Annotated in this window: 20 protein-coding genes; 10 read left to right on the forward strand and 10 right to left on the reverse strand. The window is 47.3% G+C overall.

Going from position 1 to position 26,653, the window contains the following annotated elements; all coding sequences use genetic code 11:
* Window positions 1-75 precede the first annotated feature (75 nt).
* Window positions 76-633, reverse strand: a complete 558-nt coding sequence (locus tag EIZ48_RS21115) for a DUF1415 domain-containing protein (RefSeq protein WP_160655904.1) — start codon at window positions 631-633, stop codon at window positions 76-78.
* Window positions 634-777: 144 nt separating this feature from the next.
* Window positions 778-2,787 carry an exoribonuclease II gene (locus tag EIZ48_RS21120; protein WP_160655907.1) on the reverse strand — a complete coding sequence of 670 codons (2,010 nt, stop codon included), beginning with the start codon at window positions 2,785-2,787 and terminating at the stop codon, window positions 778-780.
* Between the two features lie 412 nt (window positions 2,788-3,199).
* Here EIZ48_RS21120 and EIZ48_RS29970 point away from each other — a divergent pair, with 412 nt between their 5' ends.
* The 4 genes from EIZ48_RS29970 (at window position 3,200) to EIZ48_RS21140 (ending at window position 13,982) form a co-directional block, all read left to right on the forward strand.
* On the forward strand, window positions 3,200-4,879 hold the full coding sequence (locus EIZ48_RS29970; RefSeq protein WP_160655925.1) for a diguanylate cyclase: 1,680 nt from the start codon (window positions 3,200-3,202) through the stop codon (window positions 4,877-4,879).
* A gap of 213 nt (window positions 4,880-5,092) precedes the next feature.
* Window positions 5,093-6,988, forward strand: a complete 1,896-nt coding sequence (locus EIZ48_RS21130) for a DEAD/DEAH box helicase (RefSeq protein ID WP_160655948.1) — start codon at window positions 5,093-5,095, stop codon at window positions 6,986-6,988.
* A 340-nt stretch (window positions 6,989-7,328) separates the two neighbouring features.
* Window positions 7,329-7,934, forward strand: coding sequence for a class I SAM-dependent methyltransferase (locus EIZ48_RS21135; RefSeq protein ID WP_160655951.1), 606 nt, complete (start codon window positions 7,329-7,331; stop codon window positions 7,932-7,934).
* A gap of 177 nt (window positions 7,935-8,111) precedes the next feature.
* The gene (locus EIZ48_RS21140) at window positions 8,112-13,982 is read left to right on the forward strand and encodes a non-ribosomal peptide synthetase (RefSeq protein WP_160655954.1); all 5,871 of its coding nucleotides are present in this window, start codon (window positions 8,112-8,114) and stop codon (window positions 13,980-13,982) included.
* 29 nt (window positions 13,983-14,011) lie between these two features.
* On the opposite strand, the gene EIZ48_RS21145 is transcribed toward EIZ48_RS21140, so the two are convergent.
* Window positions 14,012-14,968, reverse strand: coding sequence for a LysR family transcriptional regulator (locus EIZ48_RS21145; protein ID WP_160655957.1), 957 nt, complete (start codon window positions 14,966-14,968; stop codon window positions 14,012-14,014).
* Between the two features lie 266 nt (window positions 14,969-15,234).
* Between EIZ48_RS21145 and fabG the strand changes: the two genes are divergently transcribed.
* From fabG to EIZ48_RS21160, 3 genes are all read left to right on the forward strand, one after another.
* Window positions 15,235-15,969 (forward strand): 3-oxoacyl-ACP reductase FabG, encoded by a 735-nt coding sequence (gene fabG, locus EIZ48_RS21150; protein ID WP_160656124.1) that lies wholly within the window; start codon window positions 15,235-15,237, stop codon window positions 15,967-15,969.
* A gap of 470 nt (window positions 15,970-16,439) precedes the next feature.
* Window positions 16,440-16,649: a transcription antiterminator/RNA stability regulator CspE gene (gene cspE / locus EIZ48_RS21155; RefSeq protein ID WP_075766136.1), complete on the forward strand. Its 210-nt coding sequence runs from the start codon at window positions 16,440-16,442 to the stop codon at window positions 16,647-16,649.
* Between the two features lie 383 nt (window positions 16,650-17,032).
* Complete coding sequence (locus tag EIZ48_RS21160) at window positions 17,033-17,902, forward strand: SDR family oxidoreductase (protein WP_160655960.1); 870 nt, start codon at window positions 17,033-17,035, stop codon at window positions 17,900-17,902.
* 98 nt (window positions 17,903-18,000) lie between these two features.
* On the opposite strand, the gene EIZ48_RS21165 is transcribed toward EIZ48_RS21160, so the two are convergent.
* From EIZ48_RS21165 to rbsD, 6 genes are all read right to left on the reverse strand, one after another.
* Window positions 18,001-19,005, reverse strand: a complete 1,005-nt coding sequence (locus tag EIZ48_RS21165; RefSeq protein WP_160655965.1) for a substrate-binding domain-containing protein — start codon at window positions 19,003-19,005, stop codon at window positions 18,001-18,003.
* A gap of 91 nt (window positions 19,006-19,096) precedes the next feature.
* Window positions 19,097-20,014, reverse strand: a complete 918-nt coding sequence (gene rbsK, locus EIZ48_RS21170) for a ribokinase (protein ID WP_160655968.1) — start codon at window positions 20,012-20,014, stop codon at window positions 19,097-19,099.
* Between the two features lie 180 nt (window positions 20,015-20,194).
* Complete coding sequence (rbsB, locus tag EIZ48_RS21175) at window positions 20,195-21,073, reverse strand: ribose ABC transporter substrate-binding protein RbsB (protein WP_075766128.1); 879 nt, start codon at window positions 21,071-21,073, stop codon at window positions 20,195-20,197.
* A gap of 81 nt (window positions 21,074-21,154) precedes the next feature.
* The gene (gene rbsC, locus EIZ48_RS21180) at window positions 21,155-22,138 is read right to left on the reverse strand and encodes a ribose ABC transporter permease (RefSeq protein WP_075766126.1); all 984 of its coding nucleotides are present in this window, start codon (window positions 22,136-22,138) and stop codon (window positions 21,155-21,157) included.
* Window positions 22,135-23,640 (reverse strand): ribose ABC transporter ATP-binding protein RbsA, encoded by a 1,506-nt coding sequence (gene rbsA, locus EIZ48_RS21185; RefSeq protein WP_160655971.1) that lies wholly within the window; start codon window positions 23,638-23,640, stop codon window positions 22,135-22,137. The genes rbsC and rbsA overlap by 4 nt, the downstream gene beginning before the upstream one ends.
* Window positions 23,641-23,674: 34 nt before the next feature.
* On the reverse strand, window positions 23,675-24,094 hold the full coding sequence (rbsD, locus tag EIZ48_RS21190; RefSeq protein WP_160655974.1) for a D-ribose pyranase: 420 nt from the start codon (window positions 24,092-24,094) through the stop codon (window positions 23,675-23,677).
* A gap of 397 nt (window positions 24,095-24,491) precedes the next feature.
* Here rbsD and EIZ48_RS21195 point away from each other — a divergent pair, with 397 nt between their 5' ends.
* Window positions 24,492-24,737, forward strand: a complete 246-nt coding sequence (locus EIZ48_RS21195) for a hypothetical protein (protein WP_160655977.1) — start codon at window positions 24,492-24,494, stop codon at window positions 24,735-24,737.
* Here EIZ48_RS21195 and EIZ48_RS21200 read toward each other — a convergent pair.
* Window positions 24,734-25,522 (reverse strand): TOBE domain-containing protein, encoded by a 789-nt coding sequence (locus EIZ48_RS21200; RefSeq protein ID WP_192928674.1) that lies wholly within the window; start codon window positions 25,520-25,522, stop codon window positions 24,734-24,736. The genes EIZ48_RS21195 and EIZ48_RS21200 overlap by 4 nt on opposite strands.
* A gap of 125 nt (window positions 25,523-25,647) precedes the next feature.
* Here EIZ48_RS21200 and EIZ48_RS21205 point away from each other — a divergent pair, with 125 nt between their 5' ends.
* A complete protein-coding gene (locus EIZ48_RS21205) occupies window positions 25,648-26,019 on the forward strand; it encodes a DsrE/DsrF/TusD sulfur relay family protein (protein WP_369127485.1) in 372 nt (123 codons plus the stop codon).
* 45 nt (window positions 26,020-26,064) lie between these two features.
* Entirely contained in the window at window positions 26,065-26,568 is a 504-nt protein-coding gene (gene def / locus EIZ48_RS21210; protein ID WP_160655980.1) for a peptide deformylase, read from the forward strand.
* The last annotated feature ends 85 nt before the right edge of the window (window positions 26,569-26,653 follow it).

The raw sequence follows: 26,653 nt of genomic DNA on the forward strand, positions 1-26,653 counted from the left end.
CTCTAATTAGGGCACATTATCACGAATCGAATAATCATCGTCCTTTGGTTATCTATTTATCGTAACTAAATTGAATTACTTGATAAGAAAAGGAAATAATTTTCGAATCTGTTCCGGGGACAAACCTTCTACGCACTCAATATTTCGCTCCGGTATACCTTCCGGATCCGGGTAGTGTTTCAGCACTTTTTCCATGCTGGCTTCACGGATCAGGTGAAAGATCGGGTATGGAGAGCGATTGGTGAGGTTTTCGGCATCGTCCGGCTGGGTTCCATAGAAACAATAATCTGGGTGGAAGCTAGCAATTTGGTAGGTCCCTTCTTTTCCTGTCTGGATGATCAGGGCGTCGACCAGATCGAGAAATTGGTTGTAGTCATCAAAATGTTCAAACAGGTTTGGGGCTACAACTAGTGTGGTTTCAAGCTCTTCGGCCGATGTGTCGTCAAGGGTGACGATCTGCTGGTAGATATCTTCCAGTAGCTGCTCTTCTGATTTGGTTTCACAAACATGGATCTTGATCTGCTTGTTGCGGTTTGGCTTGGCGGCAAAAGGGCATAGATTGAGGCCTATGACTACGTCTTCCAGCCATTGTTGAACATGTTGAATAACGTCTGATTTTACTGCTTCTGACATTGCTGACTCGATGTACTGCTTAAAATAATTATGGGCTAAGAGTAACAAGATTGAGCCAGAAAGAAAGCGGTATAGGAGGTCGGCTTGGGTATAGATATAAAAAAGGGCCAGTAACGACTGACCCTTTGCACGATGAAAAAGGAATTATGCTTCTTCTTCCGACGGCTGAGCGGTGTTCTCGCCTTCGGCAACCGGAGCCGGGAACTCTTTCAGCGGCTTGGCAACCAGCTGGCGGGTTACACTACGCACTTCTGTCAGTTTCACTTCGAAAGAGTCACCGAGCTGATACTCTTTGACCTTATCGATGTTGATGATACCCAGATCACTGTTACATTCGATGCGCTGCTTGTTATCAAGGATAAGCGGAGCCGGGATGAATGCGGCAGCACCGTTCTCCAACAAGCGTACGCGCATACCAGCGCGGTTGATGTCAAAGATTTCGGCAGTAAAGACGGTTTCTTCCTTCACTGCATCTTTAAGCAGGCGTACGTATAGCCAATCTGATACATCACGCTCGGCCATACGATGGTGGCGGCGGTGAGTGGCAATCTCTTCACCAACAGAGTCATCCGGGGTCTGAGTCGGCTCGGTACCCGAAATCACTGCTTTAAGCAGGCGATGGTTAATCATGTCACCGTACTTACGGATCGGGGATGTCCATGTCGCGTACACATCGAGTCCCATTGCATAATGAGGAGCAGGCTTGTTGCCTACTTCACTGTATGCCTGGAACTTGCGAAGGCGGTTATCGAGATACGGCGTCTCCTGGGCATTTAACCAGCGACGCAGGGCACTGAAACCTTCCAGCAAAGTCAGTTCTTCTTTCTCGAACGGCGCTTCTGCGTTATTCAGGAAGTCCATTGCGGCATCCAGTTTTTCTGGATTGAAGCCATTGTGGTAGTTGAAGACACCCATGCCGAACTTCTCTTGCAGCACACGGCCGGCGCAAATATTCGCCGTGATCATCGCTTCTTCGATCATTCGGTTCGCGGTACGACGAGGATCGGTATGAATGGCAACCACGTCGTTATCTTCGCTAAGCTCAAAGCGATAGTCCGGACGATCCGGGAATACAACGGCGTTGTTGGCCCGCCACTCGCTGCGCGCGTTGGCAAAGCCATGCAGTGCATTGATCTGCTCCGCGATGATAGCGTTTGGTGCCCAGCCCTCGCACTGACCGTGTTCGATCAGATCTGATACTTTGTCATAAGCCAATCTAGCCTGAGACTTAATCCATGCCGCAAAGAAGGTAATATCGTCTTGGATAACACCATCTGCATTAATGGTCACACGGCAACAGATCGCCGGGCGTTTCTCGTTTTCGATCAGTGAGCAGAGTTCGTCACTCAGCTCTCTTGGAAGCATCGGGATGTTTCTACCCGGCAGGTAGATGGTAAAGCCGCGCTGGCGTGCTTCGTCATCCATTTTATCGCCAACGGAGATGTAAGATGTCGGATCGGCAATAGCAATCGTGATCTCAAAGCTGCCATCATCTTTGGCGACAGTATAGAGAGCATCATCCATATCTTTGGTGGATTCACCGTCGATAGTAATGAAAGGCAGATCAGTAAGATCCTGGCGTTCCAGCTCTTCGTCGAGCATGCTCCAGCTGTCTTGAGGGGCTGGCTCGGCGTTCGGTAGCTCATGACGGGCCAGTGTTACCCACCATGGCGCAATTTTGTCGTTGCTGTCAGTGATTTTTTCTTTGATTTCACAAAAGAAGGTTTTGTTGTCGCCGACCAATGGATGTCGGGTCAAGTTAGCGACAACCCAGTCGCCTTCTTTCAATAGTTCCGGATTGAGGCCTTTGATGGTGCGTGCTTTGATCGCATCTTTTAGTTGCGGGTGATCCGGTACTACATTCAGGCGGTCGCGGATCAGTTTTACACGGCCAATAAAGCGAGTCATGAACTGTTCAACCAGCTCCTGAGGCTCAGCAACTTCCCGCTCTTTTTCAGTACGGATTACTGCCACAACACGGTCGCCGTGCATGACATTTTTCATATAAGTTGGCGGAATGAAGAAGCTTTCTTTGTTGTCTGTTTCCAGGAAGCCAAAGCCACGGTCTGTTGCTTTGATATTGCCTTCTTTTTTCGGAAGGGTTTCCTGAATTTGTTTTTTAAGCTGTGCTAATAATGGATTGTCTTGAAACATTATGCCCGGTCTCAGATTGTGAACGAACACACTATAAGGCCTTCATGCGCTAAAACCAAGCGCTATACCCGCCATGCTCCTACCAAATACTGTATTTCGGGAAAGTTTTAACGAGCCTGAGGCTGCAAGACCATTCACTTTGCCTACTCTCTACTGAGAGTCAGGATATATCTGGAAATGTATGACTAATAATCCGACATTTGGGGTAAAACTGACTGTTTTGTTATAGGCCGAAGGATAATTCGCCTAATGGGCTGATATTCGGTTGGTTCTAAGTGTATCGAGTCACAGTCCTGGAAATAATGGTTACACCATTTGTTACTTTCTGGTAATTAAGGTACTTGTTATAAAGAAAAGATGTGTTCAGCACACCAGTCACCCGAGGAAGGTTCGCGTAGTTATGGTTGTAAGAGTGAAAAAGACGTTTGATCAGCTCGTGGATGTGCTGGCTCGTGAGGCAGACATGGAGCAGTGGTGCCGATGTTTGTTATCGACCTTAAGCCGTGAGCTTAAATTTAGCTATATTACACTGATGGTCGAGCAAAATTACCAGACAAAAGTGCTGTCGAGCTTAGTGGATGAAGACTTTAAGTACTACCTCACCACGCTTTCCCTTGATGACTACAACGGTGTACCGAAAAAGCTGCTGAAACAGGCCAAAGACCAAGGGCGGTTTGTTAGCGCGTATGTTGATAAGCCGTATAAAGCGATCTGGCGAGAAAGTGATAGTGAATGGTTTCAGCTGCTATTGCCGATCACGATGCATGGTAGCAACATTGGGTTTATTTATGCAGAAACTCAGGAACCCCACTTTTTCGAAGCGAATGAAGACTACCTCAATAGCCTGTTGCTAATACTCGCATCAGATATCAGTGCCCGTGTGCTGCGAAAGGAGTCGCTCGATCACCACCTGACCCGGCGTAGTGTTGAAGCCGAGCTGGAGGTTCGGAAACACTCAATCAGTGAATACTTGTCATTATTGAGACGTTTGCAGGAGCTGACACTGGCCTTGTCGAAAGCGAGCGATCTCGATCAGCTCTATCACGATGCCATTATGCTGGGAAGGACGAACCTGTCCATTGACCGGATGGCGATCTTCCTGACTGACTTGAGCAAGAACACGATGCAGGGAACGTATGGCACGGATCCGGACGGTAACCTTGTGCAGCGTTTTGATTTTACCAGCCCCATTCCGGATCACCCCTTGGTGAATGAAGCGCTGAGCCGTAAAGATCATGTCGTCGTAAAAGAAAATGCGCCCCTCTATTTTGGTACCCAGCAGGTTGGCACGGGCTGGAATGCGATGATTGCGATGTGGAACGGCGATGAATGTATCGGCTGGTTGGCGGCAGACAACCTGATAAACCAGCGTGGGTTAACCGAGCACCAGAAAGAGATACTCAAGTTGTTTGGTGTTGCATTGGGACAGCAAATAGTTATTAAACGCAACCATGAGCAACTTACCAGCTTAAATGCTCAGCTGGAAGAGCGGGTGTTAAAGCGAACAACCGAGCTACGGGAAACCAACCGGGCACTTGGCGATGTCAACCGGCGCTTGGAACAATGGTCAATGCAGGATGGATTGACAGGCGTCGCCAACCGGCGCTTGTTTGATTTGACGCTTGCTCGCGACTGGAAGAAAGCCCTTGAGAATCAAGAGCCACTCAGTTTGATCATGATAGATGTCGATCATTTTAAGCTATTTAATGATACTTACGGACATCTGGAAGGGGATCATTGCTTAAGAAAAATCGCTATTTCTCTGGAAAAGCTGATGGAAGCGTATAAAGAATCACTCTTTACTCGCTATGGTGGTGAGGAGTTCGCCTGTTTGTTGCCAAATACGGATACACAAGGAGCAAGGGCCGTCGCGGCTGAGCTGCAGGCGGCTGTTGGTCAGTTGGCACTTACCCACGAAGGTGTTGATAAAGGGAAGGTCACAATCAGTCTTGGCTACCATACGCTCACTCCAGATGGGCTATCCGAGGCTGACAGATTGATCGAGGGGGCTGATCGCGCCTTATATATGGCCAAGAAATGCGGCAGAGATCAGTTTTATCAATGGGATGAACAAAATGTAGACCCTAAATAATGTGAAACATGTTTAACTGACAAGCTTATTGTTCAATAAATAGGTTTTTGAAAGTTAATTTGTGACAACGCTCAATTTTTTCTGGCATTTTATCGAGTAATAGCGCACAATGCGCGCCTCAAATCGTCGAGGCCCATGCTTGTGGTTGCTGTTGCAGAACCGTTTAAAGTTAAAGGGGCCCCGCTTAAAGTTAGATTACATATTGGGATCCCAATGCAAGAATCTGTTACAGAATTTCGCCAGTTAGAACTGGCCGACACACTACTATCCGCACTTGACTCAATGGGCTTCGTTGCGCCGACCCCTATTCAGGCGGCGTCAATTCCTCTTCTACTAACTGGTACCGATGCGCTAGGTAAAGCTCAGACAGGTACTGGTAAAACAGCAGCGTTCTCTCTACCGCTACTGAACAAGCTTGACCTAGGTCAGCACAAGCCACAGGCAATCGTTATGGCTCCGACCCGTGAGCTTGCGATTCAGGTGGCTGCAGAAATTAAAACGCTAGGCCAGAACATCAAGGGCCTGAAGGTACTGGAAATCTACGGTGGTGCATCTATCGTTGATCAGATGCGTGCGCTTAAGTCTGGTGCTCACATCGTTGTTGGTACTCCAGGTCGTGTAAAAGATCTAATTACTCGTGACCGTCTGCACCTTGACGAAGTACACACTTTTGTACTTGATGAAGCTGATGAAATGCTAAAAATGGGTTTCGTTGACGACGTTACCTGGATCATGGAGCAAGCACCAGAGTCAGCACAGCGCGTACTGTTCTCTGCAACTATGCCTCCAATGGTTAAAGAGATTGTTGACCGTTTCCTTCGCAGCCCGGCTCGTATCGACGTTGCAGGTGAAAACCGCACTGTTTCTCAGGTAGAGCAGCAGTTCTGGGTAGTGAAAGGTGTCGAGAAAGACGAAGCAATGAGCCGTCTTCTTGAAACTCAAGAAACTGATGCGTCAATCGTATTCGTACGTACTCGTCAAGATACCGAGCGCCTGGCTGACTGGCTATCTGCACGCGGCTTCAAAGCGGCTGCACTACACGGTGATATCCCTCAGTCGCTACGTGAGCGTACTGTTGACCATATCAAGAAAGGCGTTATCGATATCCTGGTTGCAACTGATGTTGTCGCGCGTGGTCTTGATGTGCCGCGTATTACGCACGTATTCAACTACGATATCCCGTTCGACGTTGAGTCGTATATTCACCGCATCGGTCGTACAGGTCGTGCTGGACGTACAGGTAAAGCTATCTTGCTTGTTCGTACAAACCAGATCCGTATGCTGCGTACTATCGAGCGCGTAACTAAATCTCGCATGGAAGAAATTCAGCTTCCGCTACGTGATGCGGTTGCCGAAGCTCGTCTGAACCGTCTTGGTCAGGAGCTTGCTGCTCAGAAAGAGCAAACAAGTGTAGAAGCGTTTGTTGAGCTTGTAGAAAAGCTACAAGAAACAATCGAAGTTGATGCGGCAACGCTAGCGGCTATGCTGCTTCAGCGTCAGCAGGGTAACCGTCCGCTGTTCTACAAAGGCCCGGACCCAATGATTGCTGCTATCGAGCGTGACAAGCAGCGTCGTGAGCGTCGTCGTGACGACCGAGGTGGTGAACGCGGTGAGCGTCGTGAACGTCGTTCATACAACAATGCTGACTGGGATACTTACCAGCTTCAGGTTGGCCGCGAGCAAGGTGTACAGGTTAAAGATATCGTTGGTGCTATTGCGAACGAACTAGGCCTGAGCAAAGAGTTCATCGGTGCTATCAAGCTAGCGCCAGAGCACACTTATGTTCAGCTTCCTAAGAAGATGACTGCAGAAGTGTCTGCTCAGCTTAAGAAGCTACGCATTCGCCAAAACGACGTGAAAGCTGTTGTTGTCGAAGGCGAGGTACTTCGTGAGCACCGTCGTGGTGGCGGTGGTGGTCGTGACGGCAACCGTGGTGGCTACCGTGGTAACCGTGATGGCAACCGTGAAGGTGGTCGTGGTCGTCGTGAAGGCGAGCGTCGCTTTGATCGCAACCGTGGTGGCGACAACCGTGGTAGCTTCCGTGGTGAACGCAACCATGGTTCAGCAGACCGTCCACGCCGTGACCGTAAGCCTCGTTACGAAGCTTAATCACTAGCGTATTAAAGAAAACCGGGCTTTTGGCCCGGTTTTTTGTATTTGTGGAAAATGAAAGTGGCAGTTCTCCTTTTGCTAATGCTTTCGTACAGAAGATGACCCTCTCAACGCTTTAATTTCCTGGTTGTTACAAGCTGATGAAAATAACAAGGAAATATTGTTATTTTGATTGTTTGCTAATTGTATGCAGTTAATTAGCAATAATTTTAGCTTATCAATAATTTTCATTGTTTGCATGAAATGACTCGCAAATATATAAAACTGTCAAATCAATCGATAGTGAATTGTGCATAATTGAATGCTCATACGGATTATATTTAACATTGGTGGAGTCATGAAAATTAAAGAATTCATTCAGACATTATTCGGTATGAGAGGTTTTCAGCCGGAACAAAAAACATGGGAAGAACAATATAAAAACAATCAGTGGAATCATCTTCATCAATTAGATGAGTTAGCACACTACAATGTTATTCGTGGTTATATAAATTTCTTTAAACCTAACGCTGATATTTTAGATGTAGGTTGTGGCGAAGGTGTCCTTAATCGAGAACTGAGCTCGTCGGACTATAACTATTATAAAGGCATTGATTTTTCAGATACGGCAATAGAGAACGCCAGGTCTAACAGGGAGGATGAGAAAACCTTCTTTGAGCAAGCCGATGCGCATGCCTACCAGCCGGATAGAAAGTACGACTGTATTGTTTTTTGTGAGAGCCTTAACTGCATAAATAACCCGGACAAGCTTGTTGAACGTTTGACAGAACACTTAAAGCCAGATGGGGTTGTCATCATATCATTGTTCAAGCAACTTTGGATTGACAAAATAATGTGGAACAAGGTTCAAACCAGTTTTGAAATTATCGACAAAACCACAGTTAAAAATGGAAAGGGAAGTGCTTGGCAATGCAAAGTGTTAAAACCTACTAATAATAGTTAAAGCATTATGGCTTCGTGCTTATCTTATATTTGTATTGGATGATGGCGTTTAAGTTTATCTGTTGCGAGGCCAATGTATTCTTTTTAATAATAACTATTAATTGCTTGACGGTATTTTTTAATTAGTGGTATTGGCGTTAATAGTTAATTTCCGGTAAAGGTAATAAAGGGAGTTGACGTGAGTAAGTCGGAATTATCCAATATCAATGAACATCACCTTGATGGTGATGTCTTTCTTTTGCATCCAGCTCAAGAGACGGTTTATTTTGATCAGCAACTTCATCCTGATAACCCAATGTACAATATCGGTGGATATCAGGTCATAGAAAACGCCTATGACCTTAAAACAATGCGTCAGGCATGGCATTATCTCTATGAGAAAGTAGATGCGCTGAGGTATTCATTGACTTCAAGCGATGATCACTTACCCCGCCAATATATCCTAGACTCTTCGTCAGACCGTGTTGCTGTGGAGTACTATGATTTTTCGGAATCGTTATCACCACATGATTGTGCCGTACACTGGGTCCGTGAGCAGTTCGACACGCCTATGGATGTTATTAATGGTGAAAGACATCAAGTTGCCTTATTGAAAGTTGAAGAAAAGAGATACTACTTAGTCTTGCGGTTTCATCATCTCTTTATCGACGGGCTAGGTGTCTACCGCTTGTTTGAGCGGTTCCACCAGGTGTACGATTGTCTTCGTCACGATAAGTCGCTTTTGTGGCTGGACTATCTGCCTCAATATCGTGAGCAAGTCAGTAATATGCGGGAGTTTCTGGACTCTTCACGCTATCAAAGGAGCAAGGAATACTGGCAGCGATTGTTAGATAGCAACGAAGTGACTCGCCTTCCCCGGTATTATCAAGAAGCGGGTAGCGGTGAGTCTCGCTGTGAATTGGCTGCCTGCCTGTCCCGTCATCTGGAGCACTATTGTGAGGATCAGGGCATTAGCCTGCTGGCTTTGCTAACTGGCGTTGTGAGTATTTATTTCGGGCGAACTCTCGGAAAAGAAGATGTCGTGTTGGGCACCGCAGTCCATGGCCGTACCAATAAAAAGAGTCAGCAAGTAATTGGGATGTTTTCGAATATTATTCCGATGGTTTGCAATATTTTACCGGGCGAGCGTTTTAACGACTATGCCCGTCAGGTCGCCGGACAACTGACTAAAAGCTTTCGCCACAGTCGTTTCCCGGCTAGCCATATAGCCCGCCTGTCAGATAATGAAGGCGGACACCTGTCAGACATTCATGTGCTATATGAAAAGTTTGAAAATAGCCCTCAGGGCAGCAATGTCCCTCACGGCGCGGTTCCCATCCCTGATACTGACCACTCGATGGATATTATTTCGATAAGTAGCCGGTATGATATTCAGCCACTGCAAATTCGGTTAATAGATTTCCAGAGTAATCATAAGCTTGCCCTAAGAGTTAACTACCTCAACCAATGTTTTGATCATCAGGAGATAGCCCAGTTTATCTCTAGAGTGATCAACATGCTTAAAGTCGTCGTGGCTGACGAAAATGTCAGGGTTGAAGATATCCCCTTGCTACTCAATTCTGATATTGAGTTTGAGCTTAACAAACAGCCGCTGGTAACGGGGGCATTGCATCAGTATTACTGTCTGCACCAACTTGTCGAGTGTCATGCGAAGGCGACGCCAATGAATACAGCTTTGATTGTCGAGGGGGAGCGTCTTTCATATGATGAGCTGAATAAAAAAGCCAATCAGTTGGCAAGACGGATCAGAGATACGTATCAAGCAGCAGGCGAACCACTATCACCCGATACCTTGATAGGCCTTTGCATTGAGCGCAGTATCGACATGGTAGTGAGTATACTGGCTGTGCTCAAGGCCGGCGGTGCCTATTTGCCAATCGACCCTAAAGCGCCGGTTGAGCGTACCCAGTTCATGCTCGAAGATGCCCGGACCGCCCTGGTGCTAACCCAACGAATCCAGTTTGGCAGACTGGATGGTATCATTTCTTCGCTTAATCACCCGCCGCTGCTGATTGCGGTTGATGACGTCACTGGCTGTGAATTTTCCGATGATAATTTATCTTCTAAGGTCAATAGCTCTCATCTTGCTTACGTAATTTATACCTCTGGGACTTCAGGGCAGCCAAAAGGCGTGTTGCAAACCCACCAGAATGTTATGCGCTTGTTTGAAGCAACAAGGAATGACTACCAGTTCAATGCTGATGATGTCTGGGTTTTATATCATGCTTACACGTTTGACTTCAGCGTTTGGGAACTATGGGGAGCGTTATTAAACGGTGGTGCCTTGTTCATTCCGACGGCAGGTATGGTTCGCGATTTACCGGCTTTTATTGAGGCCTGTGCGCAGTATCAGGTGTCGGTTCTTAACCAGACGCCAGCTGCTTTTTACTCGTTTGCCGGGCAGGTAACGCGGTCTAGCTTACTATGGCCACAACTGCGGTATGTGATTTTTGGCGGAGATAAGCTCAACCTTGCACAGTTAGTCCCGTGGTGGCAGCAATACGGCGACAAGCACCCACAGCTCGTCAATATGTATGGTATTACCGAAACGACAGTTCATGTTACCTATAAACCATTGCGTTTAAGCGATGTCCACGGGGTATCACATATTGGCCGCCCGCTCCTGGACATGCGTTGTTATGTCCTTGACGACAACTTGCAGCCCGTCCCGCCGGGTACGCCGGGCGAGCTCTATGTCGGCGGAGCCGGTGTAGCCAGAGGTTACCTGAACCGGCCGGCGTTAACGGCCGAGCGGTTTGTCGAGAATCCATACGCAACCGGGCAGGAACGCCGTTTGGGTTATGATCGGATCTACAAATCGGGCGATCTGGTTCGCAGGCTGTCTGACGGCAATCTTGCGTATCTGGGGCGAAATGATTTTCAGGTGAAGATCCGAGGATATCGTATTGAGCTGGGAGAAGTTGAGGCGGCTCTGGTCGCCTTGCCTGAGATCACGCAGGCGGTGGTTATCGACCGTGAACGTGACGGACACAAATATCTGGCGGCCTATTTGGTCTTTGAACCTTCGTGTTTACAGAACGCTGTTGAGCTGCAAGTTACGTTGGCCACTGTACTTCCCGACTATATGATACCGGCCACTTTCTCTGTTATTGATGCAATTCCGCTTACTCAAAACGGTAAGCTTGATAGGCAACGTTTACCAGAGCCTGAGTTTATCGATAAGGGCAGTTATCTGGCTCCCCGCTCTATGCTGGAAGATCAGTTATGCAGAATCTTCCAGCAAGTGTTAGGGATAGAAAAAATAGGTATACGGGACAATTTCTTTCATATCGGTGGAGATTCGATTATCGCTATCGAGCTGGTTTCAGTGATCCGTCGGGAAGGATTACGCGTAACCACGAAGGATATTTTTGATGCACCAACCATCGCCCAGCTTGCCGTGAGGATCTGTCGAAGCGATGTTGAGAGAGAGGTGATCACGGAGCAGGGTGAGCTTGTGGGCGAGTTTGGCCTGCTGCCTATTCAGCAGCAGTTTTTTGACAAATCGCTTGCCCGACCACATCACTGGAATCAGGCATTTATCGTTGATATTCCGACTGCGATTGAGGGGACAGTTCTCGCTCAAGTGATCGAGAGGTTAATTGCCCAGCATGATGTGTTGCGATGCCGCTTTAATCAAGGTACCGATGGAACCTATCGGCAAGTCTTTTTGTCGGTGTCCGAGGTGGCGGTGACGCCTTTCAAATTAGATACATCATCGCTGAGTGATGATGAGTTAGAAGATAAGCTAACTTCTATTCAAAGCAAGCTGAATTACTCGACAGGGCCGTTATGGCAGGTTGCTCATTTAACCGGATACAGTGATGGAGTAAATCGGTTATGGTTTGCCTTCCACCATCTCATTATTGATGCGGTGTCTTGGCGTATTCTGGTTGATGATATTCGGTATATGTTAAGCGGAGGGCAGCTTGGAGATAAAACAAGTAGCTATCGCCAGTGGGTGGCAGAGATAGCCGATTACGCGACTTGTCATAAGGATGAGGTTAACTATTGGCAGTCAGTGTTGGATGATCTGGTGGTCAGAACAGCCTCCAATGAACTCAACCAATACAGGTTGTCATTGTCTGAAGGTATGACGGCATCGCTGCTGAGAGAGGCAAACTCCGGCTATAAGACAGAAATCAATGATCTCTTATTGAGTGCGTTGGCGATAGCGCTGAACCATATTTTCAATACTCCTGTCTGTCACATTGTCCTTGAAGCTCATGGTCGGGAAGGGGCTGATACCTCTTTTGATGTGAGTAGAACGGTAGGGTGGTTTACGACCCTCTATCCTGTACGCCTGAAGGACAAAGGCGATATTGGGGCAACGATTATTGGGATCAAGCAGATGCTAAGAGCGATCCCGAATAAAGGCGTTGGCTACGGCGCTCTGTGGCAGAGTGGCAAAGACCTCGGCGGCCCACTGCCTGACATCAGCTTTAACTACTTTGGTCAGTTCAATAATCGTCAGAGTGATACCGGGAACGCCGGATGGACTATCCGCTCGGAAGGCTGCGGCCAGACAATTGCCAAACTGAATTGTAAACCAGCCTTGCTGGATATCAACAGTGTGATAAGTGATGGTGTCCTCGAGTTCAGGATAGAGTCTGGCTTGGCTGATGGACAGGGAGAGATTTTTGTTCAAGCCCTAGAAAAGGCACTGATTGATGTTATCGAGCATGCGAAATCAGTTGATGCGCCTATGCCTGTAATCGATGAAGCGAATACCCGGTTGAGCGAAGGCTATAAGTTGCCTGGAAACCGCCAGTGGTATTTCCAGCGAACGAAGGAGCTAGAGTGCTGGGGGCCGTGTGCACTGTTTGAGTTTAGTGGTAATGAGAACTATAGCCAGCAGATACAACAGGTGGTAGAAGCGGTTGTGAATCATCATCAAGGCTTGAGGATCAATATTATCGATGATGGTGATAATAGGCTCGAAAGGGTAAGACCAAGTGCTCGCTTTGAATGTTTCGATTATTTAGATTGCGCGGCTATGTCAGAGGAAGAATTTGAAAGCGTGTTGGCGCAATGTCGGCATGGCCTCGACTTTTCTCAGTCATTGCTTCGCTTTCTGTATTGCGACCGCGGAGCGGACAGGCAGGATCAGCTTTATGTTGTTATTCATCATTTGACGATGGATCGCTATTCATTGGGCATTTTCTTCCGTGACCTGATAACTACCCTTGAGCGCATTACACAAGGTCAAGCGCCCGCCTTGGGTCGGGCAGGTTCAAGCTTCGGTGATTGGGTGGAAGAAAGTTCTCGCTGGTTAAGCAGTAATGAAGCCAGCGATAGTCTGCAATTTTGGCGGGCAAAGCTTGAGCAGCAGGTTGTACCCTTGCCAACTGACTACCCATTTAGCCATCAGGCAAACAATATAGGGACCCGCAGGGAGCTTGAGTATGTGCTGTCCAGAGAGGCAAGCAGAAGACTCAAGAAACGGGCGGCCTCTTACGAGCTTAATGAGTACTTCTTTGCGATTACGGCAATTACCAAGGGACTCTCCGAGTGGTGTAACGGAGGGCAAGTTTGTTTTGAGGAAGTGCTGGTCGGGAGAGAACATTTCGACAACTTGGATTTATCGGACACGGTAGGCTGGCTAAATGACTACCTGCCAATTTTTGTCACGCCAGATCCGGCTAAAACGGGTGTGGAGTTTGTACAATCAGTTCGTGAGCAGGTAATGGCGTGTAAGCAATTTGGCAAAGGGTTTAGCGAGCTTAAGTATAATCGAGACACGCAGTCCGAGGGCAGCATTGCAGGGCTGATTCAACCTGAAATTGATATTAACTTTATTCCGGAAACCTTATCGATTGATCAAGGTGTATTGGATCATCGTCTTATTAAGCTTGTCCGTTACGATGAAATGATTGGCCAGGAAAGGGAGGCAATGCACAAGCTGTCGTGTACTGTTTCATTTGCAGAGGAAAAGCTGGTATTTACCTGGGAGTATGGGGAATTGATATATAACTCAGCAACGGTTGAAAAGTTAGCAGCATCTTGCGCCGAGCATTTGCTGGCGCTAGTGGCGTCAAGTTGTACCTAACGCATTAGGGAGTGTTTATTATCCTACCCCTATTCAGCTACCAAAGTGGGTTGCTGGGTATGTCTATAAGCACTCCATTTTTTTTCCTTTTCAATTTCACCGACTCGTTGGATAAGGTAATCCTTAAAGTTCGCACAGCGTGCTGGCATATATTTTCTTGGTTTGAAGTAAAGGTTCAGTTCAAACTCACTACTGACATAGTTTTTTAATACGGGAACCAAATTGCCTTTCGCTATTTCTGAACCTATCAGGCTATAGGGCAAATAGGCGATACCACCATGGGCCAGGGCAATATTTCTTAATACTTCGCTATCATCGGCTTCAACGGTCTGAGATATTTCGACTGAGTTATATTCACCGTCTTGTTCAAAGATCCACTTGTTACCCCCAACCAGAGTAGTCGCGTACAGGCACAAGTGCTGGGTAAGATCATTGGGTACAGTCGGCTCGCCAAATTGCTTGATATATTCCGGTGAGCAGCAGGCCGTCAATGGCTCACGCAACAAGGAACGCTTAACCAGCAAACTGTCCTTGTCCTGAAAGCCGCGATAGGTCGCATTGGCTCGTATTGCAAAGTCGACATCATGGACGTGATCAACTTCAAAAGCGGTTTCGAGCACGACAAAGTTAACGGACGGATGTTCCTGCAGGTATTCACCGATGATTTGGCTCAGATAGTGCTTGGCAAACAAAGGAGTACTTGCAATTTTGATCGTCCCCTTATCGCCGTTGCTCAAGTTTTGGACTTCATTGAAAACATCATCAATTTCAGTATGAATAAGACTGAAGCGATCATAAAGACGCTGACCTGCCTGTGTCGGGCTTATTTTTCTTGTCGTGCGCTTTAATAAGCTTACTCCCATATTCTCTTCAAGTTCGTTTAACCAGCGACTGGCAGCAGATGCAGAGATTCCATTTTTTTTGGCCGCTTCGCTGATGGAGCCTGAACGTATCACATGAAGAAAAAAGACAACCTTGTCTAACATTTCCTTTCCTGATTAATAATTAGCCACATACAATTTATAGCAAACTACGCCATTGGAAACCAATGAAATAGAGATGACACAAAGATTACAGGGTTATTTCCTTTATTCGCAAATGTGAATTGCAACAATGTTGGTAATAATTTTTCATCATTCATCTAAGATATGTAGACATGAAGTGAATTAGTGGTGATTGTGTTTCCCAGCACGCTAATTGGAACCATTTTTTGTATTCATACCTGTTATTGGTATTAAGGATGAGGGAAATGATGTTAAAAGATAAGATCTGCGTTGTTACCGGTGGTGCGCAAGGAATTGGGCGTTGTATTGTTGAAACCTTTGCGTCTAACGATGCAAAGATGGTATTCGCTTGCGATATGAATGCCGCGGTTATGGCAGAACTTGAGTCTCAGTATACAAATGTACGTGCTGTTGAGCTAAATGTGTGTGACCGTTCGAGCATTGCCAACTTTGTCGAGAAAGTGAAAGCAGAGTTTGGTCATATAGATGTATTGGTAAATAACGCGGGTATTACTCGTGATAATTTGATTGATAAAATGACTGAGGATGACTGGGATCTAGTATCAGACGTTAACCTCAAAGGTGTTTTCAATATGACCCAGGCTGTTGCACCTGTCATGATGGAAGTTGGGGCTGGTTCGATTATTAGCATGTCTTCTGTTGTGGGGACAGACGGTAATGTCGGACAGAGTAACTATGCGGCCACCAAAGGCGGCGTGATAGCCATGACTAAAGGCTGGTCGAAAGAGTTTGCCCGCAAAGGGGCGAAGGTTCGTGCCAACTGTATTGCTCCCGGCTTTATCGAAACCCCGATGACTGTTGATTTACCTGAAAAGATACTGGATTACATGAAGAAGAAAACGCCGTTGCAGCGCATGGGGACACCTGAAGATATTGCCGAAGGTGCCTTGTTCCTTGCCAGTGATCGTTCCTCGTTTATCACGGGCCAGACATTGAAGATTGATGGCGGGTTGGTAATTTAATTCTCGTGCTGTTAACAGTAGCCACTGGGTAAATACCCGGTGGCTTTTTGGTATGAGCCACAGTTTAGTCGTTTTACGCGTACCGCTTCCCATTTCATCATTGGGGCTGGCTATAAGAGGGGGCCTCTCTACAGCTAATACTGATAATTAAGGTAGTAAAACAGACAGAGAGCTTAGGGTGTTGGGGAAGTTATCTGTTTTGCGCTAAGTGACTGAACAGGAGCTAAACAAAGCATGAAATAAATGATAAAAACACTATACAAAGCGTTAAATGCTGGTAGTATAAACCCCGGCCTGTAATCAGACCTATTTATATGAAATACAAATTATGCTTTTAGAACGCTTCTCTACACCTGCTTACCAGCTAGTTTCATGAAGTTTCCATTCATAATTATTCCTCACATAAGTAATTCTTTTCCCGGCTATACACGCATTATGCGAATTATTTGTTAAAAAATTAGGATATAATCATGTCTAAATCTACTGGTACCGTTAAGTGGTTCAACGAAGAGAAAGGTTTCGGTTTCATCACTCAGGACAACGGCGGCGCTGACGTATTCGTTCACTTCCGTGCTATCGCTTCTGAAGGTTTCAAGACTCTTGCTGAAGGTCAGAAAGTTTCTTTCGAAACTGAGCAAGGCCAGAAAGGTCTTCAGGCAGCTAACGTAGTTAAGCTGTAATTTAAAGATTATTCTTTAAATGACAAAATGCTGGCCAAGGCCAGCATTTTTTGTATCTGGTGAGTCCAACCCGCTCTGCGGCAACATACTCACTTCAGCTTTCAATAGCCTCTCTTTGTAAGTTATTTGTACCTGGCACCTATCGTCACCCAGTCTCCCTTCCCAAAATGTGATTTACGTACTGTAGCTGTCTTTTTCACCATTCCTGACCATCTAATTAAAGTCACCCGTCGTTTTGTACCTATGTTGGTTGTTATCTTGTGCTGAATGTCTTTTTGGTCCGGTTGGTCTAAAATATGTTGATGTTGTTGGGGCGGGGTGATAGTTTAATGGTCCACATGGTCTATTAAAGTGTTTTGGCGAGGGTGTAGGGGGGAGCTAGAATGAAAAAGGTACTTGTAGCAGGAGCAACGGGCTATCTGGGGCGCTATATCGCCCACGAGCTGCAGAGCAGAGGTTATCGGGTCACTGTAGCCGTTAGAAATTCAGCAAAGCTTACCGCTTTCGAGAAAGCACATTTCGAGATCATAGAGGCTGAGGTGACAAACCCAGACTCATTGGCGGGCTGTTGTGACGGTGTAGGTGTTGTTATCTCAACGGTTGGTATCACCAGGCAAAAAGACGGCCTGACCTATATGGATGTTGACTATCAGGCCAATAAGAATTTATTACAGCAGGCTAGGCTGAGCGGGGTAGGGAAGTTTATTTATGTTTCCGCCCTGAATGGAGAAAAACTGAAACATCTGAAAATTTTTCAGGCCAAAGAAGCTTTCGTCGATGAGCTTAAAGCTTCTGGGCTTGAGTATTGTGTTATTCGTCCGAATGGTTTTTTCTCTGATATGGCTGAGATCTTTCATATGGTGGAAAAAGGGCGTGTGTACCTGTTTGGCGACGGCTCACTGAAAGGGAATCCGATACATGGCGAGGATTTGGCTGAGTATTGCGTTAATGCGATTTCAGGAACCGAACAGGAGCTTAATGTTGGCGGGCCGCAGACGCTGACACAAAATGAGATAGCGAGTATTGCCTTTGAGGCTTTGGGGACAACACCCCGGATAACCCATATTCCAGACTGGTGCCGTGTTGCGATTTGTAAATTACTTACTACGTTTACCAGCAGCAAGTTTTATGGGCCGTTTGAGTTTTTCCTGACGGTAATGGGGCGCGAGATGGTTGCACCGCAGTACGGCAATCGTACGTTGAAAGAATACTATCAGGGCTTAAATGACAAGACGCCAGAGAGTACTTCTTAGCCGCTATTTTCAGGTAGGTTCAATACCGCTGGAAACGGAAAATCCGGACAGGCGTCCGGAATTTATCGTCTTGTTGCCGTCGGTTACCCGTTCGTGAGCTACTGCAGCTGTTTGACGCTGTCGCGCTCTACCAGGGTCGGCTCAAGCTGAATGACCTGATTGCTCTCGCGTTTGTTTTGGATCTTATCCAGCAACGTATCAACGGCTTGCTGACCAAGTCGGTGTTTGGGCTGGTGGATGGTGGTCAGAGACGGCGTGATGTATTTGGCCAGCTTGATATCATCGTAACCGACGATGGAGAGATCCTCAGGGACAGAGAGGCCTTTTTTGTGTGCCGTGTTGATCACCCCCATTGCCATCATGTCATTACAGACAAACAGCGCAGTGGGAAGCGGGCCACGCTCGTAGAGTTTGTTAAAGGCTATTTCTCCGCCTTCACACTCAAAGCTACCGCTAACAATCCAGTCTTTGTTGATTTCCAGCCCGGCTTCTTCCATCGCCTGTACAAAACCAGACAGTCGCTGCTGGGCGGGAAGCTTATCCAATGGGCCGGTCAGGCAACCAATCTTCTTGTGACCCTGCTCGATTAGGTGCCGAGTTGCCAGGTAGCCTCCATGGTGGGAGTTATCCTGAATTTTATCGCTCGGAAAATCAATTGGCCCCCAGTCCATCACCACTGTCGGTACAGGTTGATGGCGAGTAAACAGATCAAACTCTTTGCCTTCTACTTCGCTGCACATCAACAGCAGGCCGTCGACACGCTTTTGCAGCAAGGTGTCGAGGTTGGAGTGCATACGCTCGACATCACCTTCGGTATTGCAAAGAATTAGGTTATAGCCCTGCTGATAGCAGCGGCGCTCGACGCCTTTGACCACTTCACCGAAAAACGGGTTGGTCGAGGTCGTGACAAGCATGCCAAACGTGCGAGTATGGTTGACTTTCAAGCTGCGGGCGAGGGCTGACGGGGCGTAATTAAGCTCTTTAACAGCAGCCTGCACCCGTACGGAAATATCCTCGCTGACAAAACGGGTCTTATTCAGGACGTGGCTGACTGTGGAGGTGGATACCCCGGCATGCTTTGCAACATCTTTGATTGTCGCCATTGAGTTCTCCCTGACAATACCAGATATCTGGTACAGCCTATATAGCCGCCCCGGTCAGTGACATGGGAAGCTATACAGGCGATTGACTAAATTAGTGCTCAATCAGAAAGCGTTCCACTTCTCTACGGTGTGGAATGGAAGTCTGAGCACCCATACGTGTAACTGAAATTGCAGCGGCTGCATGTGCAAATCGAATTGCCGGCTCTAATGCTCGCCCTTCCTGCAAAGCAGTAAGCAGTGCGCCATTAAATGTATCACCGGCAGCGGTCGTATCTTTTGCCTCAACACGGAAGCCCAGAACTTGTTGCCCTTCACCATTCTGGCTTAGCCACACGCCCTGACTGCCGAGAGTGATCATTACTTGCTTGATACCTTTAGTATGCAATACATTCGCAGCCTTTTGTGCCGATGCCATATCTTCGACTTTTACACCGGTCAGCAGTTCTGCTTCAGTTTCATTTGGTGTAATCATATCAACAAGTTGCAATAAGTCATCTGATAATGGCTGTGCAGGGGCTGGATTGAGAACCACGCGCGTACCAGACTGCTTGGCAACCTTGGCGGCAGCTTCAATAGTTTCGATAGGCGTTTCAAGCTGCATTAACAGGGTATCGGCATTTTCGATCAGGTGATGGTGCGGCTGAATACGGGCCGGGCTGAGGCAACCATTGGCCTCGGCAGAGATACAGATACTGTTTTCGCCGGTGGCGGCAACCTGGATCATGGCGATACCTGTCGGTACACTTTCTTCGATCATTACTGCTTCGGTGTTCATGCCTTCTTTGGCGAAGGACTCACGCATCTCGCGACCGAAGCTGTCGTCGCCCACGCTGGCAATAAATGCGATGTCTGCGCCAAGGCGCGCTGCCGCAACTGCCTGATTAGCCCCTTTGCCGCCGGGAATAACACAATAGCTGTGGCCATGCAGAGTTTCTCCCGGACGCGGGAAAGAGGCTACTTGCAATACATGGTCGGCATTGACGCTACCAAGAACAACTAATTTATTCATATCGGGACCTTTTATCACTAACTGCCGTTTTTATCTGGCCAAAATGTATGGGTTAGCATTGCGGGATAGAGGCTGCTAAACGATGCACTTTGGGATAGAGCCGAGGAAGAGCAGGCCCTAGTTACAAGGAAGAGCAAAAGCTTGTATTAATTAAGGCTTAAGCTCTTCCTGTAGGAACTATTACTTAGTAATGACTTTTAGAGGAACAGGAATGTTTGCCTCTACAGATTCACCCTTAAGCATCTTGTCAGCTGTTTCTACACCCAAAGCACCAATCATATCAGGCTGTTGGGCAATTGTAGCGCCTAGTTTGCCACGCTTAACTGCTGCAATACCGTCATCTGTACCATCAAAGCCAACGATAAGAACGTCTTTGCCTGATGCCTGTACCGCACGCAGGGCACCCAGTGCCATTTCGTCGTTCTGGGCAAATACCGCCTGAACATCTGGGTTAGCCGCTAGCATGTTTTCCATAACGTTCAGACCTTTGGTACGGTCGAAGTCAGCAGGCTGGCTGGCAAGCAGGTCCATACCGTTTGCTTTAACTGCATTCATGAAGCCTTGGCCACGCTCACGGGCAGCTGATGTACCAGCGATACCTTCTAGCTGGATAACGCGCGCTTTTTCACCCACTTTTTCCATGATGTATTTACCGGCCATTTCACCACCGGCAACGTTGTCGGAAGCAATGTGGCTAACAACTTCACCACGGCTTGCACCACGGTCAAGTGTCAGGACAGGGATCTTAGAACGGTTAGCCATGCGAATGGCGTTAGAAACTGCATCGGAATCGGTTGGGTTGATAAGGATGGCCTTCACACCGCGAACGGTAAGGTCTTCGATGTTAGATAGCTCTTTGCTTGGGTCGTTCTGAGAATCAAGAACAATCAGCTTATAGCCTAACTCTTGTGCTTTCGCCTCTGCACCTTCCTTCATGGTGACGAAGAATGGGTTATTTAGCGTTGAAACAACCATTGCCATAGTGTCTTGTGCAGCAGCTGTTGTGCTGAATGAAGCGGACAATACAGCGGCAGAGATTAGAGTTGCTAACTTTTTCATTCTGTTTTCCTTTCTACATATGTCGGGTTGGTTGCGGGCAGGGGAGCTGCCCGCGTTACTAGTTTTACCTAGCTACAGAGGTTACTTATTTTTGTTATCTACCAAGACGGCCAGCAAGATGACGACTGCTTTGGCAATCATTTGGTAGTAGGACGATACGTCCAGTAGGTTTAGCGCGTTATTTAGGAAGCCGATGATAAGAGCACCAATCAGGGTACCCATAATACGGCCCTTACCACCTGCCAGGCTGGTGCCACCCAGTACTACAGCAGCAATTGCGTCCAGTTCGTATCCCATACCAGCCGTTGGTTGTGCCGAAGAAAGACGAGAGGTGACGATGATGCCAGCCAAGGCTGCTAACAGGCCGCAGATTGCGTAGACGCCAATCTTGACGCGATCTACATTGATGCCCGAAAGACGAGTTGCTGATTCGTTACCGCCTAGTGCGTAGATATAGCGGCCGAAGCGAGTATGGTTTAGTAGATACCAGACTGCAGCGAATACGATAACCATCAGCCAGATTGGAACCGGAATACCCATAGCATAGCCAGTACCGAACCAGGCAAAGCTGTCTGCTACGTCAGTAAAACCGGTAGAAATAGGACGACCGTCAGTGTAGACCATAGTGACACCGCGTAGCAGGGTCATGGTCACCAAGGTTGCAATAAAGGCCTGGACCTTACCCTTGGCAATGATCACGCCACTGATTGCTCCTAGTGCCGCACCAGCCAGCAAGGCGGTTGGTACTGCAATGATCACCGGAATCTCCATGCCGATCATAGTGGCGGCAAAGGCACCACAAAGGGCCAGTACCGAGCCGACACTGAGGTCAATACCGGCTGTCAGAATAACCAGTGTCATACCTACTGCGATAATCGCGTTCACCGAGGTCTGGCGCAGGATATTGAGGATGTTATCGACGGTAAAGAAGTTAGGGTTAAGGAAAGACACTACCACGATAAGAAATACCAACGCGATCAGTGATTTTTGTTCAATTAACCATTCTTTGCTAAATAGCTTGTTGCTACCGGTTTCTTGTGTTTTGGCCATAGCGTTGGTGCTCATGCTGCTACCTCGTTGATTTGTTTACCCACAGCGCAGGCAAGTAATTTTTCTTGATCGGCATCAGTGGCCATAAACTCACCGCTGATTTTACCTTCATGCATAACCATAATGCGGTCACTCATACCGAGAACTTCTGGCATCTCTGAAGAAACAAGGATGATGCTCATTCCTTCTGATTTGAATTGGTTAATTAGCTGATATATTTCTTTCTTCGCACCGACATCGACACCACGGGTAGGTTCATCGAGGATTAGAACCTTAGGCCGGGTCATTAAGCCTTTGGCAATAGCCACTTTTTGCTGGTTACCACCAGAGAGGTTGCCAATGATCTGATTACGGCTTGGAGTCTTGATGTTAAACAGGCGAATAAAATCTTCGACAGCTGTGACTTCATCATAGTGATTGATCTGCACGCCTTTCGTCAGGTGATCGAGCGAACAGATAGACATATTCTCTTTGACTGAAAGCCCTAAAATCAGGCCGTCGCCCTTGCGGTCTTCGGAAATATAGGCGATGCCGTTGGCAAGACCATCCTGTGGACTGACTGGGTTGATGGTATTTCCATCAAGAATGATGTCGCCAGATTCACGGGCAAGGGCACCGTAGATAACTTTCATCAGCTCGGTACGACCGGCACCCATCAGGCCGGAGACCCCCAGGATTTCACCGCGATCCAACGTAAAGCTTACGTTGTTAACGCCGGAGCCTGTCAGGTTTTTAACTTCGAGGCAGGTGGTACCATGCTTAACATCGATGCGTGGGTATTGCTCGTCCAGACGGCGGCCTACCATCATTTCAATCATGGTATCTTCATCGATATCGGCAACCTGGCGTTCGCCAATGAACTTTCCGTCACGCAGAACGGTGATGTCATCGCAGATCTCGAAGATTTCTTTCAGACGGTGTGAGATATAGACAATGCCACACCCTTCCTCGCGCAATTCATTAATCACCTTGAACAGTGATTCTGTCTCGGTATCTGTCAGGGCATCTGTCGGTTCATCCATGATGATAACCTGCGACTTGAATGACAGCGCTTTGGCAATCTCGACCATTTGCTGTTCGCCCAGACTCAATTCACCCAGCAACTGGCGTGAGCTGTGCTTGACGTTCAGGCGCTTGAGCAGAGTATCGGCTTCGCGGTACATCTCGGACCATTTGATACCACCGAAGGCATTGGTTTTCTCACGGCCAAGAAAGATGTTTTCGGCGATCGTCAGCTCGGGGATCAGGTTGAGTTCCTGGTGGATGATGCTGATACCCGCTTCCTGAGAATGGCGCGGGCCGTTAAAGTTAACTTGTTCGCCCAGGTAGCGGATTTCACCGGCATCCATGGCGTAAATACCGGTAAGTGCCTTCATTAGGGTCGACTTACCTGCGCCGTTTTCACCCATCAAAGCCATTACTTTGCCTGGGTAGACATTCAGGCAAGCGTGGTCGAGGGCCTTTACACCCGGAAACGCTTTATCAATGCCTTTTAATTCTAAGATTGGCTGTTTCATGTCAGTTCCTTGCAACTAAGCAGAAGTGTGAGGTTTAGAACACTACGCCGGACTGAAAGATCACATTGGCATATGGGGTACATTCACCGGTACGGATCACTGCTTTGCTGTTTTGGGTATGGACCTTGAATTCTTCGTGGCTGACATAGGAGATGTTGATTGACTTACCGCACAGCTCTTCTTCGTTACGGATAAGCTCGATCAGAGCATGGTGATGGTCCGGGCTTACGTGCAGGAATTCTTCTGCCAACACAATCCCTTCAATCTGCATTTCGCCAAGAACGGCTTTCACTGTATCAATGAAAGCAGGTACACCAGGAATAAGTGCGAGGTCGATACGTTGGGTTTCATCAGGAATCGGAAGTCCGGCATCACAGATAGTGATCTCGTCGGTATGACCTAAGGTCGCGACGATGTAAGACAATTCAGCATTGATGAGTGCGCTTTTTTTCATGGGTTGCACCTTATTAATTCATGGTGGTGATGCGTTGTGTCAGCCAGCCTTGGCTATTCTTCCTTGCTGTTTTTTTATACATCGAAACGGTTACGCAATCGTTTCGATGGCTGTAAATGTAAAAGCAAACGTTTCGATGCGCACCTGTAAAGATAGCAAAGTGTGACTTGGGTCAGAACAAATATGCTTTTTCTGAATAAATGGCGGAGTGGATCACATTAAAAAATATGAGAGTTCATATTCTTGGGATATAGTTATTGCACAACGTTTCATAACGTGAATGGTTACGTCAAGTTTATGTAATTTTATGCAAATTACGCCTGAATGCTTTGAATTAGGAGCAGAATCAGGCTTATCATTTGCTCCTGCTCTTATTCAATGAGGTATGGTGCTTGATATGTCACTTTCGGCAGTGAATTTCTTCCCGTTTTCCCTACTGCTTGCGCCGGTATCGGCATTGTTGCTGTGGTTTGCGCTGAAAAAGAAAAAAGTCTGGCTGATAAGGCTGGCGATGGTTGGTCTGGTATTCGCCGCACTGCTTTTGGTTATTTTCCAGTACCTGGATTTCAAGCAGTTCGAGAATTGCCTGTCACAAGGGGCCAATTACGGTGTTTTCCGCGGTTCTTGCATTCAGTTTAACTAGCATAGTGTTGCGATAATAACCTGAGAGGAAGAAAAACAGGCGAGGGCATTACAGCCTGGTTTCAACTGCTCAACGCTATTCTCGTTCTTGTTGATAAGCGCACATACTTCCTCCCCGCCATCAAGTCTTACAGATATTTCCGCGGTGCTGTCTCCGTTCTGAATATCGCCGATAGTACCGTACAGCCGGTTATCCAGTAGCGGATCATCAGGTTGCTCGCGACAAACTTGAATGGACGGCCCTTTTACCAGTGCCACAACATCCTTGCCGGCACTTAGCTGTAAGCGCGTCGTACTGCCGTGGGTAACGGTTGCGATAACCTGTTGCTTATTTTGCAATGAGATAAATACACGATCATACAAGGCGTGGTTTTCGATGCTGCTGATGGTACCGAAAAACTGGTTTCTAGCACTGGTCTGCAACGAGAATTTTGCCATTACACCAAGCAGGCTATGAAGCGGTGCATCTTTATCATTCAGAGCCTGGAGCCCCATGTTCTGAATCGTATCCAACAACTCATACATTTGGAGGATACGCTGACCAAAATTGGTCAGGGATGCACCACCGCCGCCTTTTCCGCCTTTTTCGCTGGTGATCAAGGGGGTTTCAGAACGTGTATTCATATCCTTGATGGCATCATAGGCGGCTTTATAACTGATCCCTGCCTGCTTGGCTCCCTTGCTGATAGAGCCCGTTTGCTGGACGGCCTTGAGTAAAGCTACACGGCGGGGATTGGCAAAGACCTTTCCATTTTCCGATAGGGTGAGCAGGGCGTCGAAATCCATAATTGAAGGGCCTGTGTAAGCGAAAAGTAGAGCTAAATCATGAGTGTAATAGCATATTTGGCGTAGAGTATAGCGGATTATTCTTTCAGGCATAAGGTTGCCTCAGCATTCATCAGGACATAGCGATGCTAGATATGGCTAAACAAACGTTACTTTTTATTCTCAATGATGCCCCTTATGGCTCAGAGCGATCGTTCAACGCGCTGAGACTGGCAATTAATCTTAATGAACATGAGAAGACAGAGATCAGCATCAAGATTTTCTTGATGTCTGATTCGGTTTCCTGTGCCCTTGTTAAGCAGGCTCCTTCAGAGGGCTACAACATTCAGCAGATGATTGAAATCTTGCTTGCCCAGGGGGCAGAGGTAAAGCTGTGCAAGACCTGTACAGATGCTCGCGGGTTAACGGCGCTGCCGCTGATTGAAGGCGCAGAGATAGGAACGCTGGATGATTTGGCGACATGGACGCTTGCATCAGATAAAGTTGTTAGTTTTTAGCACAAGATTTTAGGTTCACCTTCTTACATTGTAATTTGAGGCAAAATGGCAATATTAGACATACTGACTGTTCCAAATGAGAAATTAAAGCGCAAAGCATCACAAGTGGAAGACTTTGCTGCCGTGCAACCACTCATTGATGACATGCTTGAGACTATGTACAGCACGGATAATGGTATCGGCCTTGCAGCCACTCAAGTAGGGCGAACAGAAGCTATTGTTGTAATAGACATTTCTGAATCCCGCAATGAGCCTCTCGTGTTGGTCAACCCGCGTGTTGAAGGTGGCGAGAATATCGCTGCCGGTCAGGAGGGCTGTCTGTCAGTGCCTGGCTATTACGCCGATGTTGAGCGCTTTACCAAGGTCAAGGTATCAGCGCTCGATCGTCATGGTAATGCGATCACGATTGAACGTGATGATTTCCTGGCGATTGCGATGCAGCATGAGATTGATCATCTCCAGGGGCAGCTGTTTATTGACTACCTGTCGCCGCTTAAGAAGCAAATGGCGCTCAAGAAAGTGAAAAAACACTTGAAGGTAAATGCTTAAATATCTTTATTTATGGGGAGGCTACCCTGCTCGAATAGATAAAGCGCAAGTCAGTAAAAAGCGAGAACCCTTGGGTTCTCGCTTT

The organism is Photobacterium alginatilyticum, assembly GCF_009910675.1.
Classification (GTDB): Bacteria; Pseudomonadota; Gammaproteobacteria; order Enterobacterales; family Vibrionaceae; genus Photobacterium; species Photobacterium alginatilyticum.

What these genes read in the sequence shown, in the direction of transcription:
- EIZ48_RS21115 (WP_160655904.1), bottom strand. Translation starts at nt 633, where the DNA reads ATGTCAGAAGCAGTAAAATCAGACGTTATTCAACATGTTCAACAATGG.
- EIZ48_RS21120 (WP_160655907.1), bottom strand. Translation starts at nt 2,787, where the DNA reads ATGTTTCAAGACAATCCATTATTAGCACAGCTTAAAAAACAAATTCAG.
- EIZ48_RS21130 (WP_160655948.1), top strand. Translation starts at nt 5,093, where the DNA reads ATGCAAGAATCTGTTACAGAATTTCGCCAGTTAGAACTGGCCGACACA.
- EIZ48_RS21135 (WP_160655951.1), top strand. Translation starts at nt 7,329, where the DNA reads ATGAAAATTAAAGAATTCATTCAGACATTATTCGGTATGAGAGGTTTT.
- EIZ48_RS21145 (WP_160655957.1), bottom strand. Translation starts at nt 14,968, where the DNA reads ATGTTAGACAAGGTTGTCTTTTTTCTTCATGTGATACGTTCAGGCTCC.
- fabG (WP_160656124.1), top strand. Translation starts at nt 15,235, where the DNA reads ATGTTAAAAGATAAGATCTGCGTTGTTACCGGTGGTGCGCAAGGAATT.
- cspE (WP_075766136.1), top strand. Translation starts at nt 16,440, where the DNA reads ATGTCTAAATCTACTGGTACCGTTAAGTGGTTCAACGAAGAGAAAGGT.
- EIZ48_RS21160 (WP_160655960.1), top strand. Translation starts at nt 17,033, where the DNA reads ATGAAAAAGGTACTTGTAGCAGGAGCAACGGGCTATCTGGGGCGCTAT.
- EIZ48_RS21165 (WP_160655965.1), bottom strand. Translation starts at nt 19,005, where the DNA reads ATGGCGACAATCAAAGATGTTGCAAAGCATGCCGGGGTATCCACCTCC.
- rbsK (WP_160655968.1), bottom strand. Translation starts at nt 20,014, where the DNA reads ATGAATAAATTAGTTGTTCTTGGTAGCGTCAATGCCGACCATGTATTG.
- rbsB (WP_075766128.1), bottom strand. Translation starts at nt 21,073, where the DNA reads ATGAAAAAGTTAGCAACTCTAATCTCTGCCGCTGTATTGTCCGCTTCA.
- rbsC (WP_075766126.1), bottom strand. Translation starts at nt 22,138, where the DNA reads ATGAGCACCAACGCTATGGCCAAAACACAAGAAACCGGTAGCAACAAG.
- rbsA (WP_160655971.1), bottom strand. Translation starts at nt 23,640, where the DNA reads ATGAAACAGCCAATCTTAGAATTAAAAGGCATTGATAAAGCGTTTCCG.
- rbsD (WP_160655974.1), bottom strand. Translation starts at nt 24,094, where the DNA reads ATGAAAAAAAGCGCACTCATCAATGCTGAATTGTCTTACATCGTCGCG.
- EIZ48_RS21195 (WP_160655977.1), top strand. Translation starts at nt 24,492, where the DNA reads ATGTCACTTTCGGCAGTGAATTTCTTCCCGTTTTCCCTACTGCTTGCG.
- EIZ48_RS21200 (WP_192928674.1), bottom strand. Translation starts at nt 25,522, where the DNA reads ATGGATTTCGACGCCCTGCTCACCCTATCGGAAAATGGAAAGGTCTTT.
- EIZ48_RS21205 (WP_369127485.1), top strand. Translation starts at nt 25,648, where the DNA reads ATGCTAGATATGGCTAAACAAACGTTACTTTTTATTCTCAATGATGCC.
- def (WP_160655980.1), top strand. Translation starts at nt 26,065, where the DNA reads ATGGCAATATTAGACATACTGACTGTTCCAAATGAGAAATTAAAGCGC.